Origin of the sequence: Pedobacter sp. N36a (assembly GCF_014472395.1) — a bacterium.
GTDB lineage: Bacteria > Bacteroidota > Bacteroidia > Sphingobacteriales > Sphingobacteriaceae > Pedobacter.
In genome coordinates this window covers 144,977-169,516 of sequence record NZ_JACSZW010000005.1, presented here as the reverse complement: position 1 = coordinate 169,516, position 24,540 = coordinate 144,977, and the positions used below count along the sequence as shown (strand labels likewise).

Here is a 24,540-nt window from a genome sequence, read left to right as displayed (position 1 = left end):
CCCCTTGAAATAATCTTGCCAAACACCTTTTAGTGCTCAAATAAGTAAGAATATGTTAATAATGAGCTAGTTATTGTTTTTTTTAAAGATGGCTGAATTTCCATGAATAGGCATCATCGCTTTAAAATTGTGTATAGTATTTTAGACAGTTATTATAAATCGAAGACTTCTCCTAGCGCCGGAATACTGACTTTATAGTTGATTTCCTGCAAGGCTTCTGCTAGATTTTGGGTGCTTTTATCCTCCCCATGAACCAGAAACACCTGTTTTAATAACGCAGGATCTTGCTGTTTTACCGTATTCACCAAATCCTGGTGATCCCCATGTCCGCTCAAAAGATCTGTTTTTTGAATCCCGGCATATACCATTAAGTCCCGGTTCCTCAGTCTTACGATAGAATCTCCACGAAGTAAACGGTGGCCTAATGTACCTTTTGAACAATAGCCAATGAATAAGATGGTGCAATAATAGTTTTGTATATTGTAATATAGGTGGTCTTGTATCCTTCCACCTTCCAACATCCCTGCCGAAGAAATGATAATACAAGGCTCATGGTAATTGGAAATAGAAATACTTTCACGTTTATCATGTACATAGGATAGTCCTTCGAATTCAAACTCGTCTCCTTTTTCTCTGTAAAATTCCTGAGCCTCTTGATTCAGTAAATCATGATGCTTGCGATAAATAGCGGTTGCAGACTCTGCCAAAGGACTATCTACAAATATTTTTACATAAGGAAGTAAACCTTTACTGAAGATTTGATTTAAGGCAAATACAAGCGCCTGTGTTCTGCCGATACTAAAGGCTGGAATGATCAGGCGTCCCGGTGATTTGATGCAGGATTCCTGAATGGTATTGATCAGCTTCTGCTCCAGGCTCATGTCTTTGCTGTGGAGCCTGCCGCCATAAGTAGATTCGGAAACCAGGTAGTCTACCTGTGGGATGGGTTCAGGATCGGCCAATATAGGATAGTTACTGCGGCCAATATCACCTGTAAACGCGATTTTTTTAGTAATCCCCTGATCTTCTATAGTCAAAACAACTGCTGCTGCGCCAAGCAGGTGACCTACAGGTATAAATTCCAGACTGACCTCCGGATTGATGCGGAATGTTTTATGGAAATTTAGAGTCACAAATCGGTCAACCGTATCCATGACGTGTTTATGCAGGTAAAGTGGCTGCGGGCCTGGTCCTCTTTTTCTGCGACCTTTACTCGGCTTGCTCTGTTTACTTAGAAAAATGTTTACAGAATCAAGTAAAAGCAGCTCCGTGAGGTCGGCAGTAGGTGGAGTACATAAAATCTGGCCTTCAAAGCCCATCCTGATTAGGGTAGGGAGATTTCCGGAATGGTCAATATGAGCATGGGTAAGGATGACCACGTCTATAGTGGCAGGATCGAATGGAAAGTATTGGTTTTCTTCCTGATAAGTCTCTTTCTCATAGTCCAGACCACAATCTACCAATATTTTGTAATCTTCTAATTCCAGCAGATGCATGCTCCCTGTTACCTGTCTTGCTGCTCCCCAAATGGTCAATTTCATATTTCCGGTATTCCTTAAATGCAGCAATATATCAATTTAAAATTTATTGCGATCCATCCATTCCGAAAAATCAGCGATGCGGTATTCGTACTGGAAGGCTGCATTGGAAGTCTCGCCGGAGACAATTTTCCAATTTAGCAGTTCATCAATGAAGGCCGGTAAAGGTAACTGAGCCTGTTCGGCAGCTTTAACATAAAACACTTGTTTGCTGGGATGGTCAGGACTGCATACATTGTAGATCTGACCAAAGGCCGCTTGTTCAATCAGGGCCAGCGTGAATTCTACACAGTCTTCCTGATGCACCAGATTTACCGGTGATCTTCCGTTGGGAATGTCTTGCTTTCCGGCAAAGAACCTTCCTGGATTTCTTCCCGGACCGATTAATCCTGCAAAACGGAGGATGGTGGTGGTAAAGGAAGGATGGGCACTTAACCATTGTTCTGTCTCCAGCATGGCTTTCCCGGAAGCAGTATCTGGCATTGTCGGACTTGAGCTGGTCATTTCCTGATTAGATTCCCCATAAACAGCTGTGGAGCTGATGAAAATCACCTGTGGTACTTTTTGAGCCTCTGCGAATGCCGCTATCTTTTTTATTTTCCCTAAAAAGAAGGCTTGTTCGGAGCTGCTTCTTTTAGGAGGAATGGCGATTAGCAGGAGTTCTGTTTGAAAGAACTCAGGATTGCTTTCTATCTCATCTTCCTGGAAATTAAGTAAAAAAGGCTGGATAGACAGGGAGGAGAGGAGTGCTAGTTTCTCCACACTGGTGCTGGAACCTTTTACCAGGTAGCCGGTAGACACGAGACGTTTAGCGAGCGCTAATCCATACCAGCCACAGCCAAGAATGCTGACTGTCGGTTTTTTTATAGTTGTTGAGTTGGTTTGCATAGGAATGCCTTTGGATTAAAATAAAAAAGGGGTAATGCCTGAGCATCCCCCTCTTTATACAATGAATGTAAAGACTAAAGAACGGTTACGTTTGAAGCCTCAGGACCTTTTTTGCCTTCATTCAATTCGAATTCTACGCTGTCTCCTTCATTCAGTTCTCTGAATGAATCTCCTGCAATCGCAGAAAAATGTACGAAAATATCTTTTCCTCCATCTTCTGGAGTTATAAATCCAAACCCTTTTGCAGAATTAAACCATTTAACTTTTCCTGTTGTACGCATATTATTATATATATATTTCGAGGTGAAAATAATGAATTGAATATTAATATCAAAATCTTAAAGTAAGGGTGGAGTATATTTTAAACATAGGAAATTTTATTTTGTTAAAACCTATCTTAGAGTGACTTGTTAATTTATCCGGGCTATGATCAACGAATAATAGGCTCTCATTTTGGTTCATCAGCCAGGCTTTGGTATGGTTACGATGTGATTTAGCCTCTTAATGTAAGCTTAGTATTCTTTGATATAGTCTGGAAAGCAGTTCCGGATAGTTAAATTCCGGGGGTAATTAATGGTGTAAACTCAACAATCATACCTATAATAATGATGAATCACAGGAAAAATCAGCTTCGCAGCAGACTTTATCAGGAAAAAAATAACCTAGGATTGGACGCAGATGGCTCTTCTGAGGATTTTTCATTCAATGGTTATTTGAATAGCGACCATGAAAGAGTAACCGGGAATCCGGATGGGGAAAATGACCTGAAATACCCCAACCTCCCTGTGGAACGGAGTTCTTTAATGGACAAATAAAACGGCTTAGGCGACGAGGTATTTATTGCTCCAAAAAGGTTCTCTAATAGCTAAATTAGCGGTGTAACACCTATTTTTATGGTTAAAATAGTTGTAGAAAAATGCCCACAATGGGGCGTTTATTGGGAAAATAAAACTCCTTTAATCTAAGGTTTCTCAAATCATAAATAATGTTTTTAATATAGAAAATGGGCCTCTATAAGCTTGGGCTTGAGTTTATGAGTTTATTTTGGCCTTCATTTTTCGAAAATACAGGCTTGGCCTGGTTTTTTCCTTTAATATTTTGTTAAATTATAGGAAAATGCGCGTTTTATCTCCCTTATTGTTATTAGTCGCCATTGCTTTTTTAGGCAGCTGTAAGAAAGACAATTCTTTAGATAGTCTTGATCATGTGATTCTAAAGCGCGAAGGGCTTTTGAGAGTCGAATGCAGTAAATGTGAGGTGACGTATCAGGTCAATAACAAGGATTTTAAAGTGGGGATTGATGAGGGGAGTAATGATATGCCCTTTTTTTACTCCGGTGATTTTGCTTTGGTCACAGAAGTCCTTTCCAAAGAAGAACAAAAAATAAGGGTTCTAGTGGTCGATTCCTTTGGTCGGGTAGTTTCCAATGAATTGAATAAATGGTCTGCTGGTGAACGCAGGAGGAAGACATTTGAGATAAATATAAAATAAATGAGCTGGTAGGAAATATGGAATGAAATAATTTCTGCTTTTTTTTAAATCAAAGAAAGTTTAATTAAAGGTTTAACTAGAAAAAGCATTATGTTTACAGATATAATCAGTAACAACAATAGTAAAACCAGGTCACCTGAAACAGATCATTCTCCATACTTGGATAAGTTTTTGTTGTGGAGTTCTGGCAAGACGCACACTAAAGAATACATGGAAAGTAAAACCGGTCACAGAAAAAGCATATTAATTGTAGATGACGAACTTAGTATTCTCAAGCTGTTGAGTTTCATTTTGGCTGCAGATTATGATTTAATCATTAAAAAGAGTGGGATTGAAGCCATTGCCTGGTTAGAAGAAGGTAATGATCCGGATCTGATTATCTCTGATTTGATGATGCCTTATTTTGATGGAAGTTCTTTAATTAGAAACCTTAAGATCAGTGGCTTCTATAGAAATACACCGGTAATCTTATTGTCTGGCGCCGAGGATCTTGCTGAAAAAGTAAAGAATATGCCGTTTAAAATAGACAGTTATTTAGAAAAACCTTTTAATCCGGCAACATTAAAAACGCAAATTGCTCAACTTATCGCATAATGAACACGTCTACAATTAATCGTCCTCAAATTAATGCTAAAATTGTGCATTTCGGAAAACTCCTTAAGAGTGTGATTTCCGAGGAATTTGATGCCAATGTAGAGCAAATGGATGATCCTGAAGACTTTAAAAGGTATCTGGATCAACAGTCTTTGTTAACCTTACCTGATATCATTCTAATTGAAGTGGATGACAATAAAAACTGCTTTGATCAAATTAGAGAAATTAAGAAAAATCCTTTACTTCAGGGATTGATCATTGTGCTGCTCGGCATCAAAGAAGATAAGAAATGGAGGCAACAAGCTTTGGAGCTGAAGGTGAATGATTATTATACCTATCCGTTTCCCTTAGAAGATTTTTGTGAAAGACTTAATTTTTTAGTTAAATTTAAGTTAATCAAACCTAAGTTAATGGAACTTGCTCAAACGGTAGAGGTGGAATACCAAACTCCCTTCGCAAAACGTGCCTTTGATGTGATGGCATCAGGTATGGCATTATTATTCTTATTTCCATTGTTCATCGTTGTTGCCATCTTAATCAAATTAGAATCCAAAGGTCCTGTGATTTACAAGAGTAAAAGGGTAGGCGCTGGATATCGCATTTTTGATTTTTATAAATTCCGCTCGATGAGAAGCGATGCAGATAAGATGCTGGATTCTATTGCTAACCTGAACCAATATGCCAATGAATCGGATAGCAAAAACGGTAAAGCGGCTTTTGTAAAGTTTAAAGACGATCCAAGAATCACGAAACTCGGTGCATTTTTAAGGAAAACGAGCATCGATGAGCTGCCACAGCTGATTAACGTTTTTATCGGTGATATGTCGCTGGTAGGCAATCGTCCACTGCCTTTATATGAAGCAGAACAACTGACCACCAATGAATGGTCTACGAGGTTCCTGGGCCCTGCAGGATTGACCGGTTTATGGCAAATCAGTAAAAGAGGGAAGAAAGATATGTCAGAAACAGAACGAAAAGAGTTAGATAATTTTTACGCAGACAATTATTCGATCTTACTGGACCTTAAAATTATATTAAAAACGATTCCTGCATTGATTCAAAAAGAAGAGGTATAGTCTCCACGCATAATCTTAATTACAAACAAAAATATAAACGCTTAAATCAAATTCTCTTAACCACACTAAATCATGAAAAATCTATTTAAAATGGCATTAATTTTATTAATGTTTATAAGCTTAGATACTTACGCTCAGGAATCAATTATCGGCGATATTAAATATGCTGATTTGGAGAAATACATTGCATTAGCAAAACAGAATTATCCAAGAAGAAAAGCACTGAATGAGACAGTAACCAAAGCAAAAGCTGAATTGCCAATCACTGCATTGTCTTACCTGGATATATTCAATGCATCCTATTTTTACAGACCAGAAAAGAAATCTGTTATTGACCCGATAAATCCGTACAATGTGAATGGATTCCAATTCGGAATTAATGTGAACCTTGGTGCTTTCTTACAAAAACCATTCACTGCTAAAAAAGCAAAATCTGATCTGAAGATTGCTCAATATCAGGCAGATGAATATGAACTTTCACTAGCTGTTGAAGTAAAAAGAAGATATTATGCGTATATTCAACAAATAAGCCAGCTAAAAATTTATAGTCAAAGTGTTCAGGATAACAAGAATGTTGCTGATAATCAATTGTATAAGTTTGAAAAAGGTGAAATTACGTTAGATACCTATAATCAATCAAGAATTAACTTGACGAATGCAAATACGGCAAAAATTCAAGCAGAAGTAAACTTGCTTAACGCTAAAGATTCATTGGAAGAAATTATTGGTGTCAAACTTTCCGAAGTTAAATAGATAAATATTACCCTCTGATAATGGATATAAAAGCATTTTTAAAAGTTCTTAATAAATACAAATGGTTGTTGATTCTGGTGCCTATCATGGCAGCAGTCATTACTTTCTTTCTGGTAAAAAATCTACCTAAAGAATACAGCTCTGAGGCCCAGATTGCTACAGGACTAGTGGATCAATCTAAACAAGTGGTTGCAGGTGGTCCTCAGAATTCGGATTATTTTAAAATAAGTCAGCAGTTCTCTAATATTATTGAAAGAATGAAAATGAGGAGGATTATGAGTATTCTTTCTTATCGTCTCATTCTTCATGACCTTGAAAATCCGAAAGATTCGTTTAAGCCTTATAGCCCAAAATTGGATTCTCTTGATAATAGCCAGCGCCAGGAGCTGATACAGATCTTTAATGAAAAGCTGCAGCAAAAAAGCGTGGTGACCATTGTTGACAATAAGGGGAAATTTAAGCTGTATGATATCCTTTCTTCAATGGGCTACAACAAAGAAGACCTTGAAAAGAAACTGAGCATTTACAGACCTGACAACAGTGATTTTATCAACGTTAGTTATACTTCTGAAAATCCTAAGCTTTCTGCTTTTGTCGTGAATACCCTAGCCATAGAATTTATTAATAATTATGGAAGGGATGTAAATGTAAATCAGAATAATTCCATTCAGCTATTGGACTCTTTGTTGAAAAAGAAAGAAGGTACAATGAATGACAAGAATGCTGCGTTAAAGGAATTTAAGATGAAGAATGGGGTGTTAAACCTCGACAAGCAATCTGAAATTGTCTATACGCAGATTTCTGCAAATGAGGAGCGTAAGGCCCAGGCAATTAGAGAGATTCAAGCCAATCTAATGGCTATTGCCGATATTGATGCCAAACTGAACGGGCGATCAGGTGATAGTTTTTCCCAAGGAAACTCTACAGTTGACAATAGGGCTATTGTGAATCTTAAAAATCAGTTGAAAGAGGCAAATGACGCGTATATAGACGGTAATTTTAAGGTAAGCGACAAAAAAAGGATAGATTCTCTTTCCAGACTAATTGATCGTTTGAGCTCGAGAATTTCTGACGGTGATGTGACCAACCCTATAGCCTCCAGGCAAGGTCTGATTCAACAAAAACTGGCTTTGCAAACTGCTGTAAGTCAGGCAAAAGGTAGCATCAAATCTATTGACAATGAATTGGCGATGCTGAAAGCCAAGTACAACAGCATGGTTCCATTTGATGCTGGTATTCAGAATTATGAACGTGATGCTGAATTGGCAACAAAAGATTATATGGCTTCTTTAGACTCGTATAATCAAACCCGTACAGAACAAAATATCGCATTAAAACTGCAGTTAGCTCAAGTTGGACTGGAAGGACCTCCATTGCCTTCAAAAGGGATTATTTATATTGGTCTGGCAGGAATTGCGAGTTTTTTCATCTGTTTCGTTGCCGTTTTGATCATTTTTCTATTAGATAATACCATACGTGATTCCAGACAACTGGAAGCTGCAACAAATTCAAGAGTGCTGGGTAGTTTAAATTATATGCATGATGCAGACCTTAGTATGAGGAATGTGTGGAATGATAATAGGAACAATCCAGAATATACGGCCTATCGCGATCTATTGAGATCGCTGCGATTTGAGATTTCTAATGCATTTGAAAGTGATGATACTAAGATTTTAGGGGTAACCAGTTTAAATGATAAAGAAGGTAAATCCTTTATTGCGAGTAGCCTGGCTTATTCTTTTGCCATGATTGGAAAAAAGGTATTGCTGATCGGTGGAGAAACGGAGGTCGTAAAATCAAACTCTAAAGAACTTTCTTTAAGTCAGGATTTTGAAACATTCCTGGTAAAAAGACAAATTCAGACAGAAGATCTGATCACTGTGTTGAATAAAAATGACAACAATTCGTCCTTACTTGAAATGCAGAATGCTAAAAATCTGCGTGCAGGTTTTGAAGTACTCAGAAATGAGTTTGATGTGATTATTATTGATGTAAATAGCCTTCGTGATATTAATATCGCTAAAGAATGGTTGTTGTTTACAGAAAAAAACATTGCAGTATTTGAATCTGGAAAACCATTAGAAGACAGAGATAGAGAGCTGATTGATTATATTAAAGGCCAGCCGGGTTTTCTAGGTTGGGTTTTAAATAAGATTCAATTAAAGAAAATTAAATAGCGTTTAAACATCAGCGGTCTAATTTATAAAAAACAGACCGCTGATCTTAACTGAAAATACCCCCGATCACAATGATCCGATTTATATCATCCTTATCACCAGCGTGGCGGACAGTGATTATTTCTTTACTAGGTTTGTTGCTCTCCGTTGTGGTGAGTGTGCTGACCTTTGCATCCCCTTTAGCCCCAGTGATATTAATCGTAGGGGCATTGGTCGTTATGTTCATTATTTTTCTATTTCAAGATCCTGCTGTTGGCCTTACTGCTTTAACTGTTTATTGCTTCTTATTTGGAATTCTCGCGAGAGAGATTGGTGGCTTACCGTATGGTATTGGAATCGAGATATTTTTGCTGCTGACTTGGTTGGCAGTGATAATTTTGAATAATAGGTACGATTGGAAAATTCTGAATAATAACTTAACCAAATTGATTTTAGCCTGGTTTCTGATCAGCTTCATGGAGATTATTAACCCAGCAGGTGCAAGTGTAAGGGGCTGGCTTCAGGAAATAAGAAGCTCTGGACTTTTTCCAATTTTGATTACCCCATTGGTTTTTTTAATTTATAATTCTAAACAGAAGCTGAGCCTATTCCTGATCTTAATCTTGTCCTTGTCTTTATTAGCGACTATAAATGGGCTGAAGCAGCAATACATCGGTCTTTCTCCAGGAGAACAGCAGTTTTTAACTGACGGAGGGGAGGTGACTCACGTGCTATGGGGCAGGCTAAGGATATTTTCATTCTATAGTGATGCCGGACAGTTCGGTGCTTCTCAGGCTTCCTTCGCATTGATGGCGATGGTATTGGCTTTAGGTCCTTATAAGTGGTGGAAGCGTCTGATTCTTCTTATTGCCGCTGGCTTGTCTTTCTATGGTATGCTGATCTCTGGAACAAGGGGAGCGCTTTTTGCGCTGTTAGTTGGTGCTTTTTTCGCTATATTTTTAACAAAAAACATCAAAGTCCTGGTTATAGGTGGCGCATTGGCACTGTCGTTCTTTTTCGTCCTAAAATACACTTATATTGGCAATGGTAATTACCAGATTTATCGCTTAAGAACCGCGTTAGACCCTCAGGAAGCATCTTTGAATGTCCGTTTTAACAATCAAAAGATTATTGGAGAATACCTGAAAACTCATCCATTTGGAGGAGGATTAGGCGTAATTGGAACCTGGGGTAAGGAGTATAATAAAGATAAATTCCTCTCCACAGTCGAACCTGATAGTTATTGGGTGAAAGTTTGGGCGATGTATGGCATCGTCGGTTTCACAGCCTGGTTTTGTATCATGATGTATATTTTTGGACAGGGTTGTGGTATGATATGGAATATAAGAAATGAAGGGTTAAGATATAAAGCAATAGCTATGATGGCTACCTGTACAGGAATCTTTTTTTGTAGTTATGGAAATGAAGTAATCAATTCAATGCCTTCGTCGTTGGTGGTTGCTGTTTTTCTTGCTTTTATTTACCTATGTCCAAATTTTGACGATAAACCAGAAAGCTAATGCCATTTGAAATTTTTCTAATTCCTGGTCTGCTCTGCTTTGCAATTGCCTTTTTTCTGGAAATTAGAAAGAAGAAGTAGACATAGACAATATCAAACCTAGAACTATTAATTAAAATGTCTTTAATCAATAAAATCAAAGAAAATCCGAAGCTGAAGAAGATCGCACATCGGTTATTGATCCCTGCAAATGACCATAGGCCTAGATTATGGGTGAGGTTGTTTCTTAATCCTTTTAAACATAAAAGGGGCAAAGGTAGTGTTGTGCGCTTTAACAGTAGGATGGATGTTTTTCCTTTCAATAATTTTGAGTTAGGGACAAGATCCGTAATTGAAGACTTTGTAACCATCAACAATGGAGTTGGAGATGTGATTATAGGAGCGCATACGATGATCGGAATTGGAAGCGTAGTGATCGGGCCAGTAAAAATAGGTGATCATGTGATGCTTGCTCAGAATATTGTGGTTTCCGGTCTGAATCATGGCTATGAGGATGTAAATATTCCTCCAAGTCTGCAAAAAGAAATACGTAAACAAATTACAATAGGTGATGAGGTATGGATTGGTGCAAATAGTGTGATCACTGCTGGTGTAACTATTGGTAAACATTCCGTTATTGGTGCAGGTAGCGTCGTTACGAAAGATATACCTGAGTTTTGTGTAGCTGTTGGAAATCCTGCAAAAGTGGTCAAAAAATATAGTGCCACTGATAAAGCTTGGAATAAATTATAACTTTAATTATCAAATGATCAGTAGAGATATCATCATTATAGGCCAGCAGGCATGGGATACCGATATAGGTAGTAATTGTAAGAATATTGCACTTGAGCTTTCCAAAAATAACAGGGTCTTGTATGTGAACTCTCCTCTGGATAGAATTACACTGTATAAGAATCGTGCAGATCCAAAAGTTCAGCAGCGTATTGATGTGATTAAAGGCAAGCAGTCTGGTTTAGTAAAGATTCAGGAAAATTTATGGAACCTATATCCAGATTGTCTGGTAGAGTCTATCAATTGGATTAAAAATGAAAAAGTTTTTAATTTTCTGAATAAACGGAACAATGTCAAATTTGCGGATGCGATTGTTAAAGGGATTAAAGGGCTCGATTTTAAGGATTATCTGTTGTTTAATGACAATGAGATTTTTAAAGGGTTTTATTTGAACACACTGTTGAGTCCTTTTTTAAGTATTTATTATTCCAGAGATTACATGCTGGCAGTAGACTATTGGAAACGACATGGGGAACGTTTAGAGCCACTTCTAATTGCCAGTAACGATATTTGCATGGCAAACTCTGTTTATCTTGCAGACTATTGTAAGCAGTATAATTTGAATTCTTACGATATTGGTCAGGGTTGCGATTTGGAGATTTTCAAAGATGACCTTAGTGCAGAAAAGCCATTGGAACTGAGCAATATACATACCCCAATCATTGGTTATGTAGGTGCCTTGCAAAGTATCAGGCTCGATATGGAGTTGATTGCACACCTTGCCAATCAGCGAAAAGACTGGACGATTGTACTGGTTGGTCCAGAGGATGATGAATTTAAAAATAGTGTGCTGCATCAGCTGCCCAATGTGGTATTTACAGGGATCAAACCAATGGAATCTTTACCTTTATATATGCAGTATTTTGATGTATGCATCAATCCGCAATTGGTTAATCAGGTCACTATTGGAAATTATCCCCGTAAGGTAGATGAATACCTGGCCATGGGTAAACCAACAGTGGCCACGGAAACGCGTGCGATGGATATCTTCAAAGAGCATGTTTATCTTGCACAATCTAAAGAAGATTATGTGAGCTGTATAGAAAAAGCATTGACAGAGGATTCTTTAGCGCTGCAGGAAGATCGGAAGTCTTTTGCTGCCAGCCATAGCTGGGAAAACTGTATTCTTAAAATGTATGCGGCAATTGAAATGACTATTAATAAAAAATAAAACCGACATACATGAACCTATTGTATTTTCTTCTCGTATTGTTACAGGTCTTATTTGGACTGCACTTTTTTATGCCTTTGATTTTATCAATAGCAGGTAAATTCAGAAAGCAGCCTCAGCCTTCAGTTCATGCTTTACCTGCTGATTATGCGGTAATCGTGACTGCTTATCAGCAGGTCAATTTAATCCCACTGGTGGTTGATTCTATCCTTAAATCTGATTATTCGAACTATATCATTTATGTGGTGGCCGATAATTGTGACATTAGCGAATTGAGTTTTGAAGACCCAAGAGTAGTGTTATTACGACCACCAGAGGTAATGGCCTCCAATACGAAATCGCATTTTTATGCGATTTATAATTTTAGACGTGATCATGAACGACTGACGATTATAGATAGTGACAACCTGGTTCATCCAAATTATTTCAATGCCTTAAATGCAGTCTTTGATCAGGGCTATCAAGCGGTCCAAGGTGTGCGCGCAGCTAAGAACCTAGATTCAACCTACGCCTGCTTAGATGAAGCTGGTGATATTTATTACCGTTTGGTAGATCGTAAATTAATGTTTGAAGCGGGATCTTCCGCTGCATTGTCAGGGTCTGGAATGGCATTTACCTTGTCGCTCTACCGTTCCTGCCTGGAACATATTGAAATTTCAGGGGCAGGTTTTGATAAAATCCTGCAGTATGAGATCTTAAATAGAGGAGATAGAATCGCCTTTGCAGCGCAGGCAATTGTATACGATGAGAAAACGGCAAAAACGGATCAGCTGGTGAACCAACGCTCCAGGTGGATAAATACTTGGTTTAAATACCTTTATTTAGGCGCTAAATTGCTGTTGAAATCAATTTGCAACTTAAATTGGAATCAATTTTTATTTAGCATCCTATTGTTGAGACCACCGTTATTTATGCTGCTGATTGTTTCCTTCCTTTTCTTTCTAACGGATTTGTTCCTGATGCCTTTATTTGCAATTTATTGGATCTTTGCTGCACTGACCTTTTTCACCTTTGTATTTAAGGCTTTATCGCACTTCAAAGCCGACGATAAGATTTATCATTCTCTAAAGAATGCTCCGAAGTTTATCTATTTTCAAATACTTGCGTTATTGAAAGTGCGAAAAGCGAATGAAATATCTGTTGCTACAGAACATTATTACGAAGAAAAAATAAATAAGTAAACTGCTGCTATTAATCGAAAACTAATGAAAGACAAACTCCGTATAGGTATAGAAGTACAACGTATTTTCAGAGAAAAGAAGCATGGTATGGAAGTGGTTGCATTGGAGCTCATTCGTGAAATTCAAAAAATCGATCAGCATAACGAATATATTCTTTATGCAAGGAAGGATGTGGACGAGAAATGTTTGTCAGAAACGGCTAATTTTAAGATAAAATCACTTCCAGCGAGTTCTTATTTTACCTGGGAACAGTTTACCCTTCCTGCGGAGGTAAAAAAGGATAAATTGGATTTTTTACATTCTACATGTAATACCTCTGCATTGCGCTTGCCGGTTCCAATGATGCTCACCTTACATGATATCATCTACTTGGAAAAAACTGATTTTAAGGGAACTGCTTATCAGAATTTTGGTAACTTATATCGAAGATTTGTTGTTCCAAAAATTGTAGATAAGAGTAAATTGATCATTACGGTTTCGAACTTTGAGAGAAACGTGATTTTAAACAAACTCAATTTGCCTGAACAAAAGGTGAAGGTCATTTATAATGCTGTGAGTCCGAAATTCAATACTAATTATGCAGCTGAACGATTAGCAGAATTTAGAGATGCCCATCAACTGCCTTTGGATTTTATACTTTTTTTAGGGAATACAGCCCCTAAGAAGAATACGCTGAATGTAATTAAAGCTTATGCAGCTTATAAGGCCGAAGTACCTGATGGCTTACCAATGGTGATTCTTGATTATGACAAAAGCCTGGTTTTTGAATTGCTGGCAAAACTAGGTGAGCAGCATTTGGAAAAAGATTTCTTATTTCCAGGATACATCGCCTCAGAAGAAATGCCTTTATTGTATAATATCAGCAGACTTTTCCTTTACCCTTCATTAAGGGAGAGTTTTGGCCTTCCACTATTAGAGGCCATGGCCTGTGGTGTGCCTGTAATTACTTCTAATACTTCTTCTATGCCTGAAGTTGCTGCTGGTGCGGCATTATTTGTTGATCCCTTGGATTATCGTCAAATAAAAGATCAAATGATCATCATCTTAAACGATTCAGAATTAGCGGCGAAGTTGAAAGAAAAAGGACTGAGAAGGGCCGCCGAGTTCACATGGAAAGCTGCAGCAACACAACTGCTGGCACTTTATAATACATTTAATCAATTACCAAAAGGATAAAAAGTATATGCCAATCAGACCCTTGAGAATTCCTGCTTACCTGGAAGCACAGCAATATGATGGGCAATGGTTCCTGGATCATGTTGCCGAAATCCGAGAAGGAATTAAACGTCTTCATTCCGATCAGGCGGTTGTAACTGTAAGCATTCCCGCATATAATGAGGAGGCTTCTATTCTAAAAACATTGTGGTCGCTGTCTAGGACAATTACCAATCAAAAGGTAGAAATACTGGTGGTGAATAATAATTCTACAGATCGTACACAGGAGTTGATTGAACTTAGTGGTGCAAACTGGTTAATAGAAAAGCAGCAAGGAGTAACCCATGCAAGGAATTCTGGGCTGCAGGCAGCAAAAGGAAAAATCATCCTGAATGCTGATGCAGACTCATTTTATAGTCCGTATTGGGTAGATTTACTTTCTTTGCCGCTAAAAGATCCGTCTGTAGCCTGTACTTATGGCCGTTTTGCTTTTGTATCAGATCGTCCTGCTCATCGATTTCCCTATTTTCTATACGAAACTGCCGGGGACTTTTTCAAAGCCATAAAACGAAGAAGTAATGACGAAGCGATGTATGTATATGGCTGCAGTTCAGGGTATAGAAAGGAGCAAGGCTTACAGGTTGATGGTTATCATCATCCACCTGAGACCAACGAAGATGGGTATCTGGCACTGAAATTAAGAAGTAAATTTGGAAAACTGCATAAGATCACAGCTAACCGTGCACTGGTTTGGACTTCAGATAGAAGGTTAATGGAACAAGGCGGACTGTTTAAAGCTTTTTTAGCCAGGACAAAATTTTTATTAGGATGATATTAAATTCATTTTTGTAGTCGCTTATGTTGCGCGTATTTGCTATTTTATTGATCCAAACTTGAGGTGACTTTTGCGCAATAGATTCTTTGGCATTATTTTATTTCCACAATTTCATGTAACCAGCAATGATTTTATATAACCAATTAATGTTGTGGAGTATATTCCTCAATATTATCTTTTTGTAAATAATTTAACCTATGGGTTACTGTTTTCAGAGAGATCCCAATATTTTAAAGACTTGTTTGTCATATATAAGTCATAAAATATTTTAATTTCATACCCCTAAAGTGATGAAAAACGAGGAAAATATTCCCCAATTAGTTGCTTTGGCGGTTTTTTCAGAAAAGCCTAATTTGGCAGCGGTACAAGCCCGTGCTTTTATATGTAGATTATTTGTTACAATTGCTCCTATTAGACAAAGTAAAAGTAATTTTTAATTTATGGTAAACGCCTTAAAAATGAATTTAGCCTTATGTGCATTGGTTGTTTTGTGCGCATGTAAAAAGAACCCGGAAATAGGTACAGACGTCACAAAGCCAGAAACTGAAATTCCAACTATTCCAACGCCTCCAAAAGACTCCGTAGTTGTCCCTGGTAATTCAAGGATAATTGAAGTTGGAACAGGTTCTGGAAACCTATCGATCGATGGAAAAACATTGGACATCACAGGCAACACGGTTATTAAAATTAAAGGAGGCTCTTATAATGATATTCAAATTTCAAATATTAGTGTCCTAAATGCAACGGTGTTCATTTTAAATAGTGGTTTGGTAGAATTAGCAGGGAACAAACAAATGACCTTGTCAAATCTTAAAAACGTAACGATTTCTGGTGATGGGACTCCTGGAATAGATAAAGGCTTTGTTTTTAGAGATAAAACAGATGGCGGAACTTTTATTCAGCTTAAAAATGACATCAACGATTTTACATTAAGATATGCTTCTTTCAATAATGTCAATTCATATAATGCGATTCAGTACGATTCTCAAAAAAATTATGATGGCTCGGAAGCTTCTTATGCCCAGAATTTGAAATTCCTTCATATTGATGGCGAGAATATGGGAACACTGATTAGATTCAGAGGTGTGGTGGAGAATGGCAGGATCGTCGGATTAGTTAAAAATGTAGAAATTGCTTACTTGAACTATAAGAATTCAAAAGATGTAGGTAGTGTAGTATCTCTTGAGAACGCGGAAGACTATGATATTCATCACAATAGTATTCAGGATATCAACCAGAATAACAATAACCACAATGGAATATTTTATGTTCAGGGTAATGGTAAATTCTATAATAATCAAATTAGAAACCACCAGGGAAATGCAATCAGGGCCTGGGCTTACAGCATTGGTACTACACCTAAGGAGATCTTAATCTTTAATAATATTGTAATTAATTCTAGAATGTACAGCGCTTTTGAATTGCAGGCTTTTCCTTATAATATGTTACCGGGGAAAACTACTTATTCAAATGCTAAAGTATTCAATAACACTTGTGGAAACCTAATACCCAAAGAAGGGTTCCCAGCTGAGATTCTGGATCTTTATGGTTTGCAAGGCGGTAAGACCGATATCTTTAATAATTTAGGGTATAAGTTTACTCTAGTTGGGCAAAATAACACCAACTTTATTTTTAATGATATGGGGCCTATTCCACCGAATTCCTTTAATAATAAATATTTTAATAGTTATTCGGCAGCAGGAATAGTAGATGATAGCAAATTGATGCTGAATGGGAATTCAGCAGCAAAAAATGCTGGAGCACCTTTAACTGGACAGAACCTGCAGATTTCTTCCACTCCAGCAATTAATTTCGATATTTATAACAACCCTAGGTCTTTATCAAGGCCATCAATAGGTGCAGTTGAATAAATAACAGTTACTGTTAGCTTCTTTATGAACTGAAAGAAATCTCTTTAATCAGAATATTGGTTAAGGAGATTTTTTTTACTCATTTCTTCTGTCTGTTTGGTCTGTTTATTGTAAAGTGGGGGAGGATGATCTTTTGAAAGAGTATTATCGTTATATAGGTTTAATATGCATTTAAGTATTTGTTCTCCTTAAGAATGATAATTTTTATATCTTTCGTTATCATTTGCTGATTTCATAGTTGATAACCTGTTGTACATGCTCGAATTCTTAAAAAAACTGCTCTCTATATTCAAAAATATGCATTTTCAATCTTTGCTCGGAAATGCAGTGATGGCAGGTTTTGGGATGATTACCCTGGCAATTCTCTATCGGGGACTTTCAGTGAATGATCTTGGTGTTTATATTTTTTTTCTGGCGGCAATAGGCCTGATTGATACCTTAAGAGCCGGATTCTTAACCATCACCTTTGTTAAGTTTTATAGTGGAACCGAAAAGAAAAGAGCAGAAGTAGTTGCTGGATCCTCATGGGTAATCGGACTCCTAATTACTTTGCTGCTGGTTTTGCTGAACATTCCGGCATATTTTATTGCGGATCATGTGAGTAATGAGGGTTTAGCGGTATTTCTTAGATATTTCTCCCTGATTTCGGTTATTACATTGCCTTCATTTATGGCCAATTGTGTGGTCCAGGCAGATAAACGTTTTGATCGTTTACTCTGGCTTAGGATCATGACCCAGGGCAGTTTTACTTTGATCGTCTTTATACTTGCCTTACTTGGGAAATTAAGTTTGAATTCGGTCCTTGCAGGTTATTGCTTTTCCTTCTTGTTTTCAGGTGTGTTTGTGCTTTTCTTAAAGTGGACAATGATCAGATCGGTAGTCCATGCAGATCGTCCAACTGTTCTTGAATTGTTTCATTTTGGAAAGTATAGTATGGGTACCAATATTGGATCCAACCTTTTTGGTGTAACCAACACTTTCATCATCAATTTTTTTATCGGTCCAGCCGCACTGGCGATGTACAACCTTGGGGGAAAGCTGATTCAGCTCATTGAAATCCCTCTTTCTAGTTTTGCTGCAAGCGGGATGCCGATTCTTTCCCTGCATTACAATAGAAATGAGAAGGAAGAGATGATGTATACCCTTAAAAAATTAATTGGGATGATCACGATCGCTTTAATTCCGATAGTGGTATTTGCCCTCATTTTTGCAGAACCAATTATTAGTTTAATTGCAGGAAAAGAATACGTCAATAATCAGGCGCCAAATCTCTTCCGGATGTTTATGGTAATTGCATTGCTCTATCCAGCAGATCGTTTCTTTGCATTGGCATTGGACGTGATCCACCAGCCTAAAGTGAACTTTTATAAAATTATTGTCATGCTGATTGTGAATGTTATCACTGTTTTTATTGGGATGTCGATCTATCATTCCATCTATACTATAGCTATAGCTTCAGTATTTCCAACCCTAATTGCGATCATCATGACCTATTATCCGCTCTATAGATATGCTAAATTTAGTTTTTGGGGTATTTTTGTGATTGGCTATAAAGAAATAGTTGTATTTTTAAAACAAGTTAATCGTACATTTTTAACCCGAGGTTAATGGTATTTTGTTTCAAATATCATAATATATATAAATCATAATAATGAGTAAGAAAATCTCTATAATATTAGCTTGTGATAACCATTATGTGGTGCTATTAGCCGCACTTTTGAAATCCATCGAAATGAACCATCATACTGAGGAGTTGGTTGATGTTTATTTAGTGGATGACCAGATATCTAAGTTGAGTAAGCAAAAGCTAATGGCTTCATTGACCTTGGACAAGATGAATATCATCTGGTTAAAAATGGAGGAAATTATCCCTGAAGATGTGACTTTGCCACTGGTCAATAATACCTATCCATTAAATACTTATATCAGACTGCTGATTCCGTATTTTATTCCTAAAGAGCTGAACCGAATTATCTTCCTTGATGTAGATATGATTATGCTGGACGACATCAGTAATTTATGGAAAATGGATATCGGTGACAAAGTTATTGGAGCAGTCAATGATGGGCCTGATGTAAAAACCATTGCTGAAGGGATCGAAAACTATAGTGAACTGGGCTTAGATCCAAATCAGAAATATTTTAATGCGGGTATGCAGGTGATCAATATTGACAAATGGAGAGCATTGGATGTTACTCAGAAGACATTTGACGCCATCAATAACAATAAAAAATATGCAGGCTTAGGAGATCAATATGGTTTGAACATTGCATTAATTGGAAACTGGTTTGAGATAGATGGAAAGTGGAATTGTTTTTCTGTTTGTACGGATCCACGCCCAAGTTTAATTCATTATTTTCACCGTAAGCCGATTTATAAAACCTACGCTTATAATTATAAAGACGAGTTTTTCTACTACCTGAATAAAACAAAGTTTAGTGACTTCCAACCTATCGGAGAAACGACTAGGTATTTGAAGAAAATTAATAATATGTTGGAGAAAATTAAATTGTTTTTTAAATAGAAGGGCTTTTTTCAATAGGATCCATTGATAGTTTTTAAATCTTTAATGCCGTATGCTGGATATGAATGATTAATTTTAGATAGAACTTAGTGAACAGAAGGAGTTATTTTAAGCGCATTTTGGTGCTTGGAGCCCTGGGGGGGGCATCGTTTTCTATCTTTAAATGGAAGGAACTGACACGTCAGGTCGATCCGGTTTTATTGTGGAGCAAGAAGGATCTGGTCGCGGAATTGTCCGAGATCATTATTCCTGAAACAGATACCCCAGGAGCAAAGTCGGCTAATGTTGCAGACTATATTATTAAGGTTTTGATCCATTGTATGGACATTAAAAAACAAAATAAGTTTTGTTCAGGTCTGGAGCTTGTGGAGTCGCATTCCATGCGTAAATATGGGAGATCATTTTTGAATTGCTCTGATCAGGAAAAGCAAACTGTTTTTGAATATATTGCCAACCATTCCGGATTTTCCTACCGGATCTTAAATAGGATAAATAAGAAAATTTTTGGAGAATCATTTTACATCACACTGAAAGATTTAACGATTGAAGGATATTGTATGTCGAAACCAGGCGCAACGCAGGGCTTGGTGTATGACTATATTCCGGGTAATTTCGAAGCCTGTATTAAACTAAAACCAAATCAAAAATCCTGGGCGACAAAATAGCTATGTATAACAGCAACAAAACAAAGGAATTGAATACTTATGATGCGATCGTCATTGGTTCTGGAATAAGTGGCGGATGGGCAGCAATGGAGCTTTGTAAAAAAGGGTTTAAAACCTTACTGCTGGAAAGAGGAAGGAATGTGGAGCATATTGTAGATTACCCCACCGCAAATCTTAATCCCTGGGATTTTAAATACGGACTTAACAATACTTTAAAGGACCGGGAAACTGATCCGGTTCAAAGCAATACTTATAATCCTTCGACAAAACATTTTTTTGTGAGTGATGCTGAGCATCCTTATCTACAGGAACAGCCTTTTGACTGGGTGAGAGGGTATCAGGTAGGAGGTCGGTCATTGGTGTGGGGTAGGCAATGTTATCGCATGAGTGACCTTGATTTTGAGGCCAACCTGAAGGATGGTATTACAGTTGACTGGCCAATTAGATACAAGGATTTGGCACCGTGGTATAGTTATGTGGAATCTTTTATTGGCGTAAGCGGACAGCAGGAAAATTTAGCCCATTTGCCGGATGGTGAGTTTTTACCAGCAATGGAATTGAATTATATTGAAAAACACCTCGGAGATTCCATAAAAAAAAATGAACATAATCGTTTATTAACCATCGCAAGGGTTGCTAATTTAACCCGGGGATGGGATCATCGAGGTCCTTGTCAGAATCGGAATTTGTGTGAACGCGGATGTCCTTTTGGCGGCTATTTTAGTAGCAATAGTTCTACTATTCCCGCTGCAGTGGCTACTGGTAATTTAACCCTGAGGCCTTTCTCCATCGTAACGGAAATCCTTTATGATGAACAGCGTCAAATGGCAAAAGGAGTAAGAGTAATCGATACACTCAGTAATGAAGTTTATGAGTTTTATGCTAAAATACTTTTTATAAATGCCTCCACTATCGCTACAGCAAGCCTATTGTTGAACTCGGTATCTTCCCGTTTTCCTAATGGTTTTGGGAACGACAGTGAGCAGATAGGTCATAATTTAATGGATCACCACTCTTCCGCAGGTGCTTATGGGATTCATGACCAGTTTAAAGATTATTATTATAAAGGACGAAGACCTTGTGGATTCTTAATTCCGCGTTATAGAAATCTTAAAGATGGTGAAAATCTTAACTTTAAGAGAGGATATAATATTCAGGGCCATGGAGAAAGGATGGAGTGGCAGGACCTTTCCTATAATCTGAATGGATTTGGAAAGGATTTTAAAAAGCAACTCTCTACACCTGGCGACTGGACAGTCTGGATGGCGGGTTGGGGAGAGTGTTTGCCTTATTTTGAGAATCAAATTACACTAGACAAAATTCAAAAGGATAAATGGGGACTGCCTTTGGTTAAAATCGATTTTTCATTTGCTGAGAATGAAAATAAAATGATGATGGACATACAGCAAACCTCTGCAGAAATGTTGGAAGGTGCTGGATTTAAAGATGTCGAGGTTTTCAATTATAAAAAGTCTGGCGGGAGCACTGTCCACGAGATGGGAACCGCACGTATGGGACATGATCCCAAGACTTCTGTGTTAAATAAATTCAATCAGATGCACAATGCAAAGAATGTTTTTATAACGGATGGGAGCGCAATGACTTCCTCAGGTTGTCAAAATCCTTCTTTAACTTATATGGCACTTACAGCAAGGGCCTGTGAATTTGCTTATCAGCAGCTGAAAAATGGTAAATTGTAATTATGGCTTGTAATTTGACTATAAATCAGTTGTTTAATGGAAGTAAGTTTGTGATGGCCAAAGTACCTAAAATGCTATTTAACCTATTGAGGGCCGGGGAAACTAAAAATTCCCTTCAAATTTTAATTAATGATAAAGTGATGGAGCCTTTATTTAATGGTCATATGTATTTAATTTAACTGGTGATGCGCGTAGCTAATATTATAATTGCACATAAAAATCCACTGCAGCTTGAGCGTTTAATTAGGAAAATGCAGCATGAAAATTTCGATTTTTACATCCATATTGACAAAAAAATCGAGATAGAAAGCTTTCTGTTTTTAAAAGAGATCAAAGGGGTATACTTTATAAGAAACAGAGTGGTTTGTAACTGGGGAGGTCATAGCACGCTAAAAGCAATGTTAAACTCCTTAAAAGAAACACAGGCGAACGAAACCAGTTATGGTTTTTATAACTTAATGAGTGCTCAGGATTACCCAATAAGGAAAAATCAGGAATTCTATGACTTTCTTTTAGTGCATCAGAAAAATTCTTTTATTTTTTATGAATCAGAAGAATCTGGCTGGTGGAAAATGGCTATCCAGCGATATCAGCACTATCACCTCACCGACTTTAACTTTTTTGGGAGTTACTTTTTGGAGCGAATGATGAATAAAGTGCTGCCAATCAGGAAGTTTCCTATGTCGTTAAAGCTATATGGAGGTCGGAAGGCTAGCTGGTGGACATTAAATTATGAATCTGCCAGTTACTTATCTAATTTTTTCAACCAGGAAAGCAAGCTTGATAAGTTCTTGAAGTTTTGCTGGGGAACCGATGAATTTGTGATTCCAACCATTTTACTCAACTCTCCTTTCAAAGAGCAGATGATCAATGACAATTTGCGTTATATCGATTTTCCGGAAGGAAAAGCAAATCCCAGGATTTTAGAGATGGAAGATTTGCCATTGATGAAAGATTCAAATATGTTTTTTGCCAGGAAATTCGATATGCCAATGAGTGAAGAAGTTTTGCGCAGAATAGATGAGCAGACGGAATAATTTATTGATGAACTTCGAATAAATAGACACTGACATCTTTCGTCACATATTTCTTTAAGGGTTTACCAAATTTATTAAACATATCTAGCAGATGATCCATGGGTTTTATGGGGTCTTTGTAGTACCAATAAGGTTCATCAATGCCGTCTCCGATGTCGGTTTGGAATTGAGTGTTAAAAATTAACCACACTCTCTTGCTTCCGTTGAACTGTTTAAAATCATCACTTAATAATTGTTCGTAATTGCTGTAGCTATTCGCCTGTTTTCGGTGATCGATTCCTTCTATGGCATTAAATTTAAAGAGCTGCATTATTTTGTACACCTTGTACCCTGGTAAGTTGTTCCAATAGATATACACGGCATCACCATCCTGGTACCGCTGATTTATGAATTGTAATGCCTCACGTTGATAGGATTTCTTATGGACATAAAATTGCGCTGGTTGAAAAATAAAGATTGCCGATTGTACTATTGCTGGTAAGATGACCACAAATGATAAAATGATAACTGCGTTTTTCGATTTAATCCGAGCAGTTCCGCATTCAAATCCTTTGGCAATAAACAGTATGAAAACTGGTGAAATAAACACCCAAAACCTTTCCGTGAGTGGGTAGAGTTCCAGTCCTGAGGCGATTAAGGTAAGTAAGCAGGGTGTCAGCAGCACCCAGGCTACTGTTTTATTTTCTTTTAAAAAGGAGTATATCCCATAAATCAACAATAGGATGGGTATGATGAATATTTTCATTAATGGATTAAAATTCCATATTAAGCCTAATGGATAGTCCATTAGCCGGTAAAGATTTAGCCAAAACCAATTTAATTCCGATATAGAAGTAGGGGGAAAGGGCATGAAATTTTCATAAGATCTGAACCAATAAGCAATCCATTCCGACTGTGCATGTTTATAGGTGAAAAGTAGGTAGTTGAGAGAAAAACTAACTAGCCATAGGCCAAATGGAAGAATGCTGATCGTAAAGAGCTTCCATTTTTTAAGCAGCAGATAGGAGAAGCTCATACTGATGGCTATTCCTCCCAGCAGGAAAATGGCAGAATAAGAAAACCATAAGATCAGCGCGCCGCTTAGCCCCCAAATGAGTAAGTCTTTATATTTTCTCGCTGCCTGGTACTGGATAAAAAGGTATAGTACGGCAACCGTTGCCAACAGTTCTGTAGCATATTGTTTAATTTCAACACTATGGTAAACCAACGCCGGTGAAAAGCAAAGTATGCCGATTGCCATTATTGCTGCTGGCTTTTTCAGAAAATAATTAGCGACCGGAACAAATAAGAATAAAGCTGCCATTCCCGAAATTAATGGAATCAACCGTAAGGCCTTCTCGTTAGGTCCAAAGATATTTACGGTAAATTTTACCAATAAGAGAAAGCCAACCGGTGCTTTTTGCTGATAATCGAGAGGATTAGTCAGGAGTTGTATGGCATCCATCCTTAAAAAACTACTGGATAAATACACTTCATCCATCCATAAAGAACGATTGTAGAAAAAATGAAATAGTCTAATGAGGATTCCAATGATTAAAAAAATAACCAATAGCAGGTTCCATTGTTTCCTTTTATCTAAGAAAGAGCTGTAGATTATTGAGTTCATTTATAGTTA

Annotated in this window: 23 protein-coding genes; 19 read left to right on the top strand and 4 right to left on the bottom strand. The window is 37.4% G+C overall.

Annotated elements, in window-relative coordinates; translation table 11 throughout:
* Nucleotides 1-152: 152 nt before the first annotated feature.
* From H9X96_RS11785 to H9X96_RS11775, 3 genes are all read right to left on the bottom strand, one after another.
* Nucleotides 153-1,541, bottom strand: coding sequence for an MBL fold metallo-hydrolase (locus H9X96_RS11785; protein ID WP_187666468.1), 1,389 nt, complete (start codon nucleotides 1,539-1,541; stop codon nucleotides 153-155).
* 36 nt (nucleotides 1,542-1,577) lie between these two features.
* Nucleotides 1,578-2,426: an SDR family oxidoreductase gene (locus tag H9X96_RS11780; RefSeq protein WP_187666467.1), complete on the bottom strand. Its 849-nt coding sequence runs from the start codon at nucleotides 2,424-2,426 to the stop codon at nucleotides 1,578-1,580.
* A 74-nt stretch (nucleotides 2,427-2,500) separates the two neighbouring features.
* Nucleotides 2,501-2,707 (bottom strand): cold-shock protein, encoded by a 207-nt coding sequence (locus H9X96_RS11775; RefSeq protein ID WP_062548063.1) that lies wholly within the window; start codon nucleotides 2,705-2,707, stop codon nucleotides 2,501-2,503.
* A gap of 324 nt (nucleotides 2,708-3,031) precedes the next feature.
* Here H9X96_RS11775 and H9X96_RS11770 point away from each other — a divergent pair, with 324 nt between their 5' ends.
* From H9X96_RS11770 to H9X96_RS11680, 19 genes are all read left to right on the top strand, one after another.
* Nucleotides 3,032-3,241, top strand: coding sequence for a hypothetical protein (locus H9X96_RS11770; protein ID WP_187666466.1), 210 nt, complete (start codon nucleotides 3,032-3,034; stop codon nucleotides 3,239-3,241).
* 301 nt (nucleotides 3,242-3,542) lie between these two features.
* Nucleotides 3,543-3,917 carry a hypothetical protein gene (locus H9X96_RS11765; RefSeq protein ID WP_187666465.1) on the top strand — a complete coding sequence of 125 codons (375 nt, stop codon included), beginning with the start codon at nucleotides 3,543-3,545 and terminating at the stop codon, nucleotides 3,915-3,917.
* Between the two features lie 90 nt (nucleotides 3,918-4,007).
* Complete coding sequence (locus H9X96_RS11760) at nucleotides 4,008-4,511, top strand: two-component system response regulator (protein ID WP_255431091.1); 504 nt, start codon at nucleotides 4,008-4,010, stop codon at nucleotides 4,509-4,511.
* Nucleotides 4,511-5,587 (top strand): sugar transferase, encoded by a 1,077-nt coding sequence (locus tag H9X96_RS11755; protein WP_222943893.1) that lies wholly within the window; start codon nucleotides 4,511-4,513, stop codon nucleotides 5,585-5,587. The genes H9X96_RS11760 and H9X96_RS11755 overlap by 1 nt, the downstream gene beginning before the upstream one ends.
* Nucleotides 5,588-5,659: 72 nt before the next feature.
* Nucleotides 5,660-6,340 carry a TolC family protein gene (locus tag H9X96_RS11750; protein WP_187666464.1) on the top strand — a complete coding sequence of 227 codons (681 nt, stop codon included), beginning with the start codon at nucleotides 5,660-5,662 and terminating at the stop codon, nucleotides 6,338-6,340.
* Nucleotides 6,341-6,360: 20 nt separating this feature from the next.
* Nucleotides 6,361-8,517: a Wzz/FepE/Etk N-terminal domain-containing protein gene (locus tag H9X96_RS11745; protein ID WP_187666463.1), complete on the top strand. Its 2,157-nt coding sequence runs from the start codon at nucleotides 6,361-6,363 to the stop codon at nucleotides 8,515-8,517.
* Nucleotides 8,518-8,588: 71 nt separating this feature from the next.
* Nucleotides 8,589-10,016, top strand: a complete 1,428-nt coding sequence (locus tag H9X96_RS11740) for an O-antigen ligase (protein ID WP_187666462.1) — start codon at nucleotides 8,589-8,591, stop codon at nucleotides 10,014-10,016.
* Nucleotides 10,017-10,132: 116 nt separating this feature from the next.
* Complete coding sequence (locus H9X96_RS11735) at nucleotides 10,133-10,747, top strand: DapH/DapD/GlmU-related protein (protein ID WP_187666461.1); 615 nt, start codon at nucleotides 10,133-10,135, stop codon at nucleotides 10,745-10,747.
* 13 nt (nucleotides 10,748-10,760) lie between these two features.
* Nucleotides 10,761-11,957 carry a glycosyltransferase gene (locus H9X96_RS11730; RefSeq protein WP_187666460.1) on the top strand — a complete coding sequence of 399 codons (1,197 nt, stop codon included), beginning with the start codon at nucleotides 10,761-10,763 and terminating at the stop codon, nucleotides 11,955-11,957.
* 11 nt (nucleotides 11,958-11,968) lie between these two features.
* On the top strand, nucleotides 11,969-13,138 hold the full coding sequence (locus tag H9X96_RS11725) for a glycosyltransferase family 2 protein (RefSeq protein WP_187666459.1): 1,170 nt from the start codon (nucleotides 11,969-11,971) through the stop codon (nucleotides 13,136-13,138).
* A gap of 24 nt (nucleotides 13,139-13,162) precedes the next feature.
* Complete coding sequence (locus H9X96_RS11720; protein ID WP_187666458.1) at nucleotides 13,163-14,314, top strand: glycosyltransferase family 1 protein; 1,152 nt, start codon at nucleotides 13,163-13,165, stop codon at nucleotides 14,312-14,314.
* A gap of 7 nt (nucleotides 14,315-14,321) precedes the next feature.
* Nucleotides 14,322-15,125, top strand: coding sequence for a glycosyltransferase family 2 protein (locus tag H9X96_RS11715; RefSeq protein ID WP_187666457.1), 804 nt, complete (start codon nucleotides 14,322-14,324; stop codon nucleotides 15,123-15,125).
* A 293-nt stretch (nucleotides 15,126-15,418) separates the two neighbouring features.
* Entirely contained in the window at nucleotides 15,419-15,565 is a 147-nt protein-coding gene (locus H9X96_RS11710) for a hypothetical protein (RefSeq protein ID WP_187666456.1), read from the top strand.
* 21 nt (nucleotides 15,566-15,586) lie between these two features.
* Nucleotides 15,587-16,999, top strand: a complete 1,413-nt coding sequence (locus H9X96_RS11705) for a hypothetical protein (RefSeq protein WP_187666455.1) — start codon at nucleotides 15,587-15,589, stop codon at nucleotides 16,997-16,999.
* Nucleotides 17,000-17,254: 255 nt separating this feature from the next.
* A complete protein-coding gene (locus tag H9X96_RS11700; protein WP_187666454.1) occupies nucleotides 17,255-18,607 on the top strand; it encodes a lipopolysaccharide biosynthesis protein in 1,353 nt (450 codons plus the stop codon).
* A 43-nt stretch (nucleotides 18,608-18,650) separates the two neighbouring features.
* Complete coding sequence (locus H9X96_RS11695) at nucleotides 18,651-19,523, top strand: glycosyltransferase family 8 protein (protein ID WP_187666453.1); 873 nt, start codon at nucleotides 18,651-18,653, stop codon at nucleotides 19,521-19,523.
* 89 nt (nucleotides 19,524-19,612) lie between these two features.
* Nucleotides 19,613-20,188, top strand: coding sequence for a gluconate 2-dehydrogenase subunit 3 family protein (locus H9X96_RS11690; RefSeq protein ID WP_187666452.1), 576 nt, complete (start codon nucleotides 19,613-19,615; stop codon nucleotides 20,186-20,188).
* A 2-nt stretch (nucleotides 20,189-20,190) separates the two neighbouring features.
* The gene (locus H9X96_RS11685; protein WP_187666451.1) at nucleotides 20,191-21,888 is read left to right on the top strand and encodes a GMC oxidoreductase; all 1,698 of its coding nucleotides are present in this window, start codon (nucleotides 20,191-20,193) and stop codon (nucleotides 21,886-21,888) included.
* Between the two features lie 185 nt (nucleotides 21,889-22,073).
* Nucleotides 22,074-22,925, top strand: a complete 852-nt coding sequence (locus H9X96_RS11680; RefSeq protein ID WP_187666450.1) for a beta-1,6-N-acetylglucosaminyltransferase — start codon at nucleotides 22,074-22,076, stop codon at nucleotides 22,923-22,925.
* A gap of 1 nt (nucleotide 22,926) precedes the next feature.
* Here the strand turns inward: H9X96_RS11680 and H9X96_RS11675 are convergent, their stop codons facing one another.
* Nucleotides 22,927-24,531: a glycosyltransferase family 39 protein gene (locus tag H9X96_RS11675; protein ID WP_187666449.1), complete on the bottom strand. Its 1,605-nt coding sequence runs from the start codon at nucleotides 24,529-24,531 to the stop codon at nucleotides 22,927-22,929.
* Nucleotides 24,532-24,540: the final 9 nt, after the last annotated feature.

Bases quoted from the DNA above. Each gene is read 5' to 3' on its own strand.
- H9X96_RS11780 (WP_187666467.1), bottom strand. From the start codon at position 2,426: ATGCAAACCAACTCAACAACTATAAAAAAACCGACAGTCAGCATTCTT.
- H9X96_RS11785 (WP_187666468.1), bottom strand. From the start codon at position 1,541: ATGAAATTGACCATTTGGGGAGCAGCAAGACAGGTAACAGGGAGCATG.
- H9X96_RS11715 (WP_187666457.1), top strand. From the start codon at position 14,322: ATGCCAATCAGACCCTTGAGAATTCCTGCTTACCTGGAAGCACAGCAA.
- H9X96_RS11755 (WP_222943893.1), top strand. From the start codon at position 4,511: ATGAACACGTCTACAATTAATCGTCCTCAAATTAATGCTAAAATTGTG.
- H9X96_RS11745 (WP_187666463.1), top strand. From the start codon at position 6,361: ATGGATATAAAAGCATTTTTAAAAGTTCTTAATAAATACAAATGGTTG.
- H9X96_RS11700 (WP_187666454.1), top strand. From the start codon at position 17,255: ATGCTCGAATTCTTAAAAAAACTGCTCTCTATATTCAAAAATATGCAT.
- H9X96_RS11775 (WP_062548063.1), bottom strand. From the start codon at position 2,707: ATGCGTACAACAGGAAAAGTTAAATGGTTTAATTCTGCAAAAGGGTTT.
- H9X96_RS11675 (WP_187666449.1), bottom strand. From the start codon at position 24,531: ATGAACTCAATAATCTACAGCTCTTTCTTAGATAAAAGGAAACAATGG.
- H9X96_RS11720 (WP_187666458.1), top strand. From the start codon at position 13,163: ATGAAAGACAAACTCCGTATAGGTATAGAAGTACAACGTATTTTCAGA.
- H9X96_RS11730 (WP_187666460.1), top strand. From the start codon at position 10,761: ATGATCAGTAGAGATATCATCATTATAGGCCAGCAGGCATGGGATACC.
- H9X96_RS11680 (WP_187666450.1), top strand. From the start codon at position 22,074: ATGCGCGTAGCTAATATTATAATTGCACATAAAAATCCACTGCAGCTT.
- H9X96_RS11710 (WP_187666456.1), top strand. From the start codon at position 15,419: ATGAAAAACGAGGAAAATATTCCCCAATTAGTTGCTTTGGCGGTTTTT.
- H9X96_RS11740 (WP_187666462.1), top strand. From the start codon at position 8,589: ATGATCCGATTTATATCATCCTTATCACCAGCGTGGCGGACAGTGATT.
- H9X96_RS11750 (WP_187666464.1), top strand. From the start codon at position 5,660: ATGAAAAATCTATTTAAAATGGCATTAATTTTATTAATGTTTATAAGC.
- H9X96_RS11765 (WP_187666465.1), top strand. From the start codon at position 3,543: ATGCGCGTTTTATCTCCCTTATTGTTATTAGTCGCCATTGCTTTTTTA.
- H9X96_RS11770 (WP_187666466.1), top strand. From the start codon at position 3,032: ATGATGAATCACAGGAAAAATCAGCTTCGCAGCAGACTTTATCAGGAA.
- H9X96_RS11685 (WP_187666451.1), top strand. From the start codon at position 20,191: ATGTATAACAGCAACAAAACAAAGGAATTGAATACTTATGATGCGATC.
- H9X96_RS11735 (WP_187666461.1), top strand. From the start codon at position 10,133: ATGTCTTTAATCAATAAAATCAAAGAAAATCCGAAGCTGAAGAAGATC.
- H9X96_RS11705 (WP_187666455.1), top strand. From the start codon at position 15,587: ATGAATTTAGCCTTATGTGCATTGGTTGTTTTGTGCGCATGTAAAAAG.
- H9X96_RS11760 (WP_255431091.1), top strand. From the start codon at position 4,008: ATGTTTACAGATATAATCAGTAACAACAATAGTAAAACCAGGTCACCT.
- H9X96_RS11695 (WP_187666453.1), top strand. From the start codon at position 18,651: ATGAGTAAGAAAATCTCTATAATATTAGCTTGTGATAACCATTATGTG.
- H9X96_RS11725 (WP_187666459.1), top strand. From the start codon at position 11,969: ATGAACCTATTGTATTTTCTTCTCGTATTGTTACAGGTCTTATTTGGA.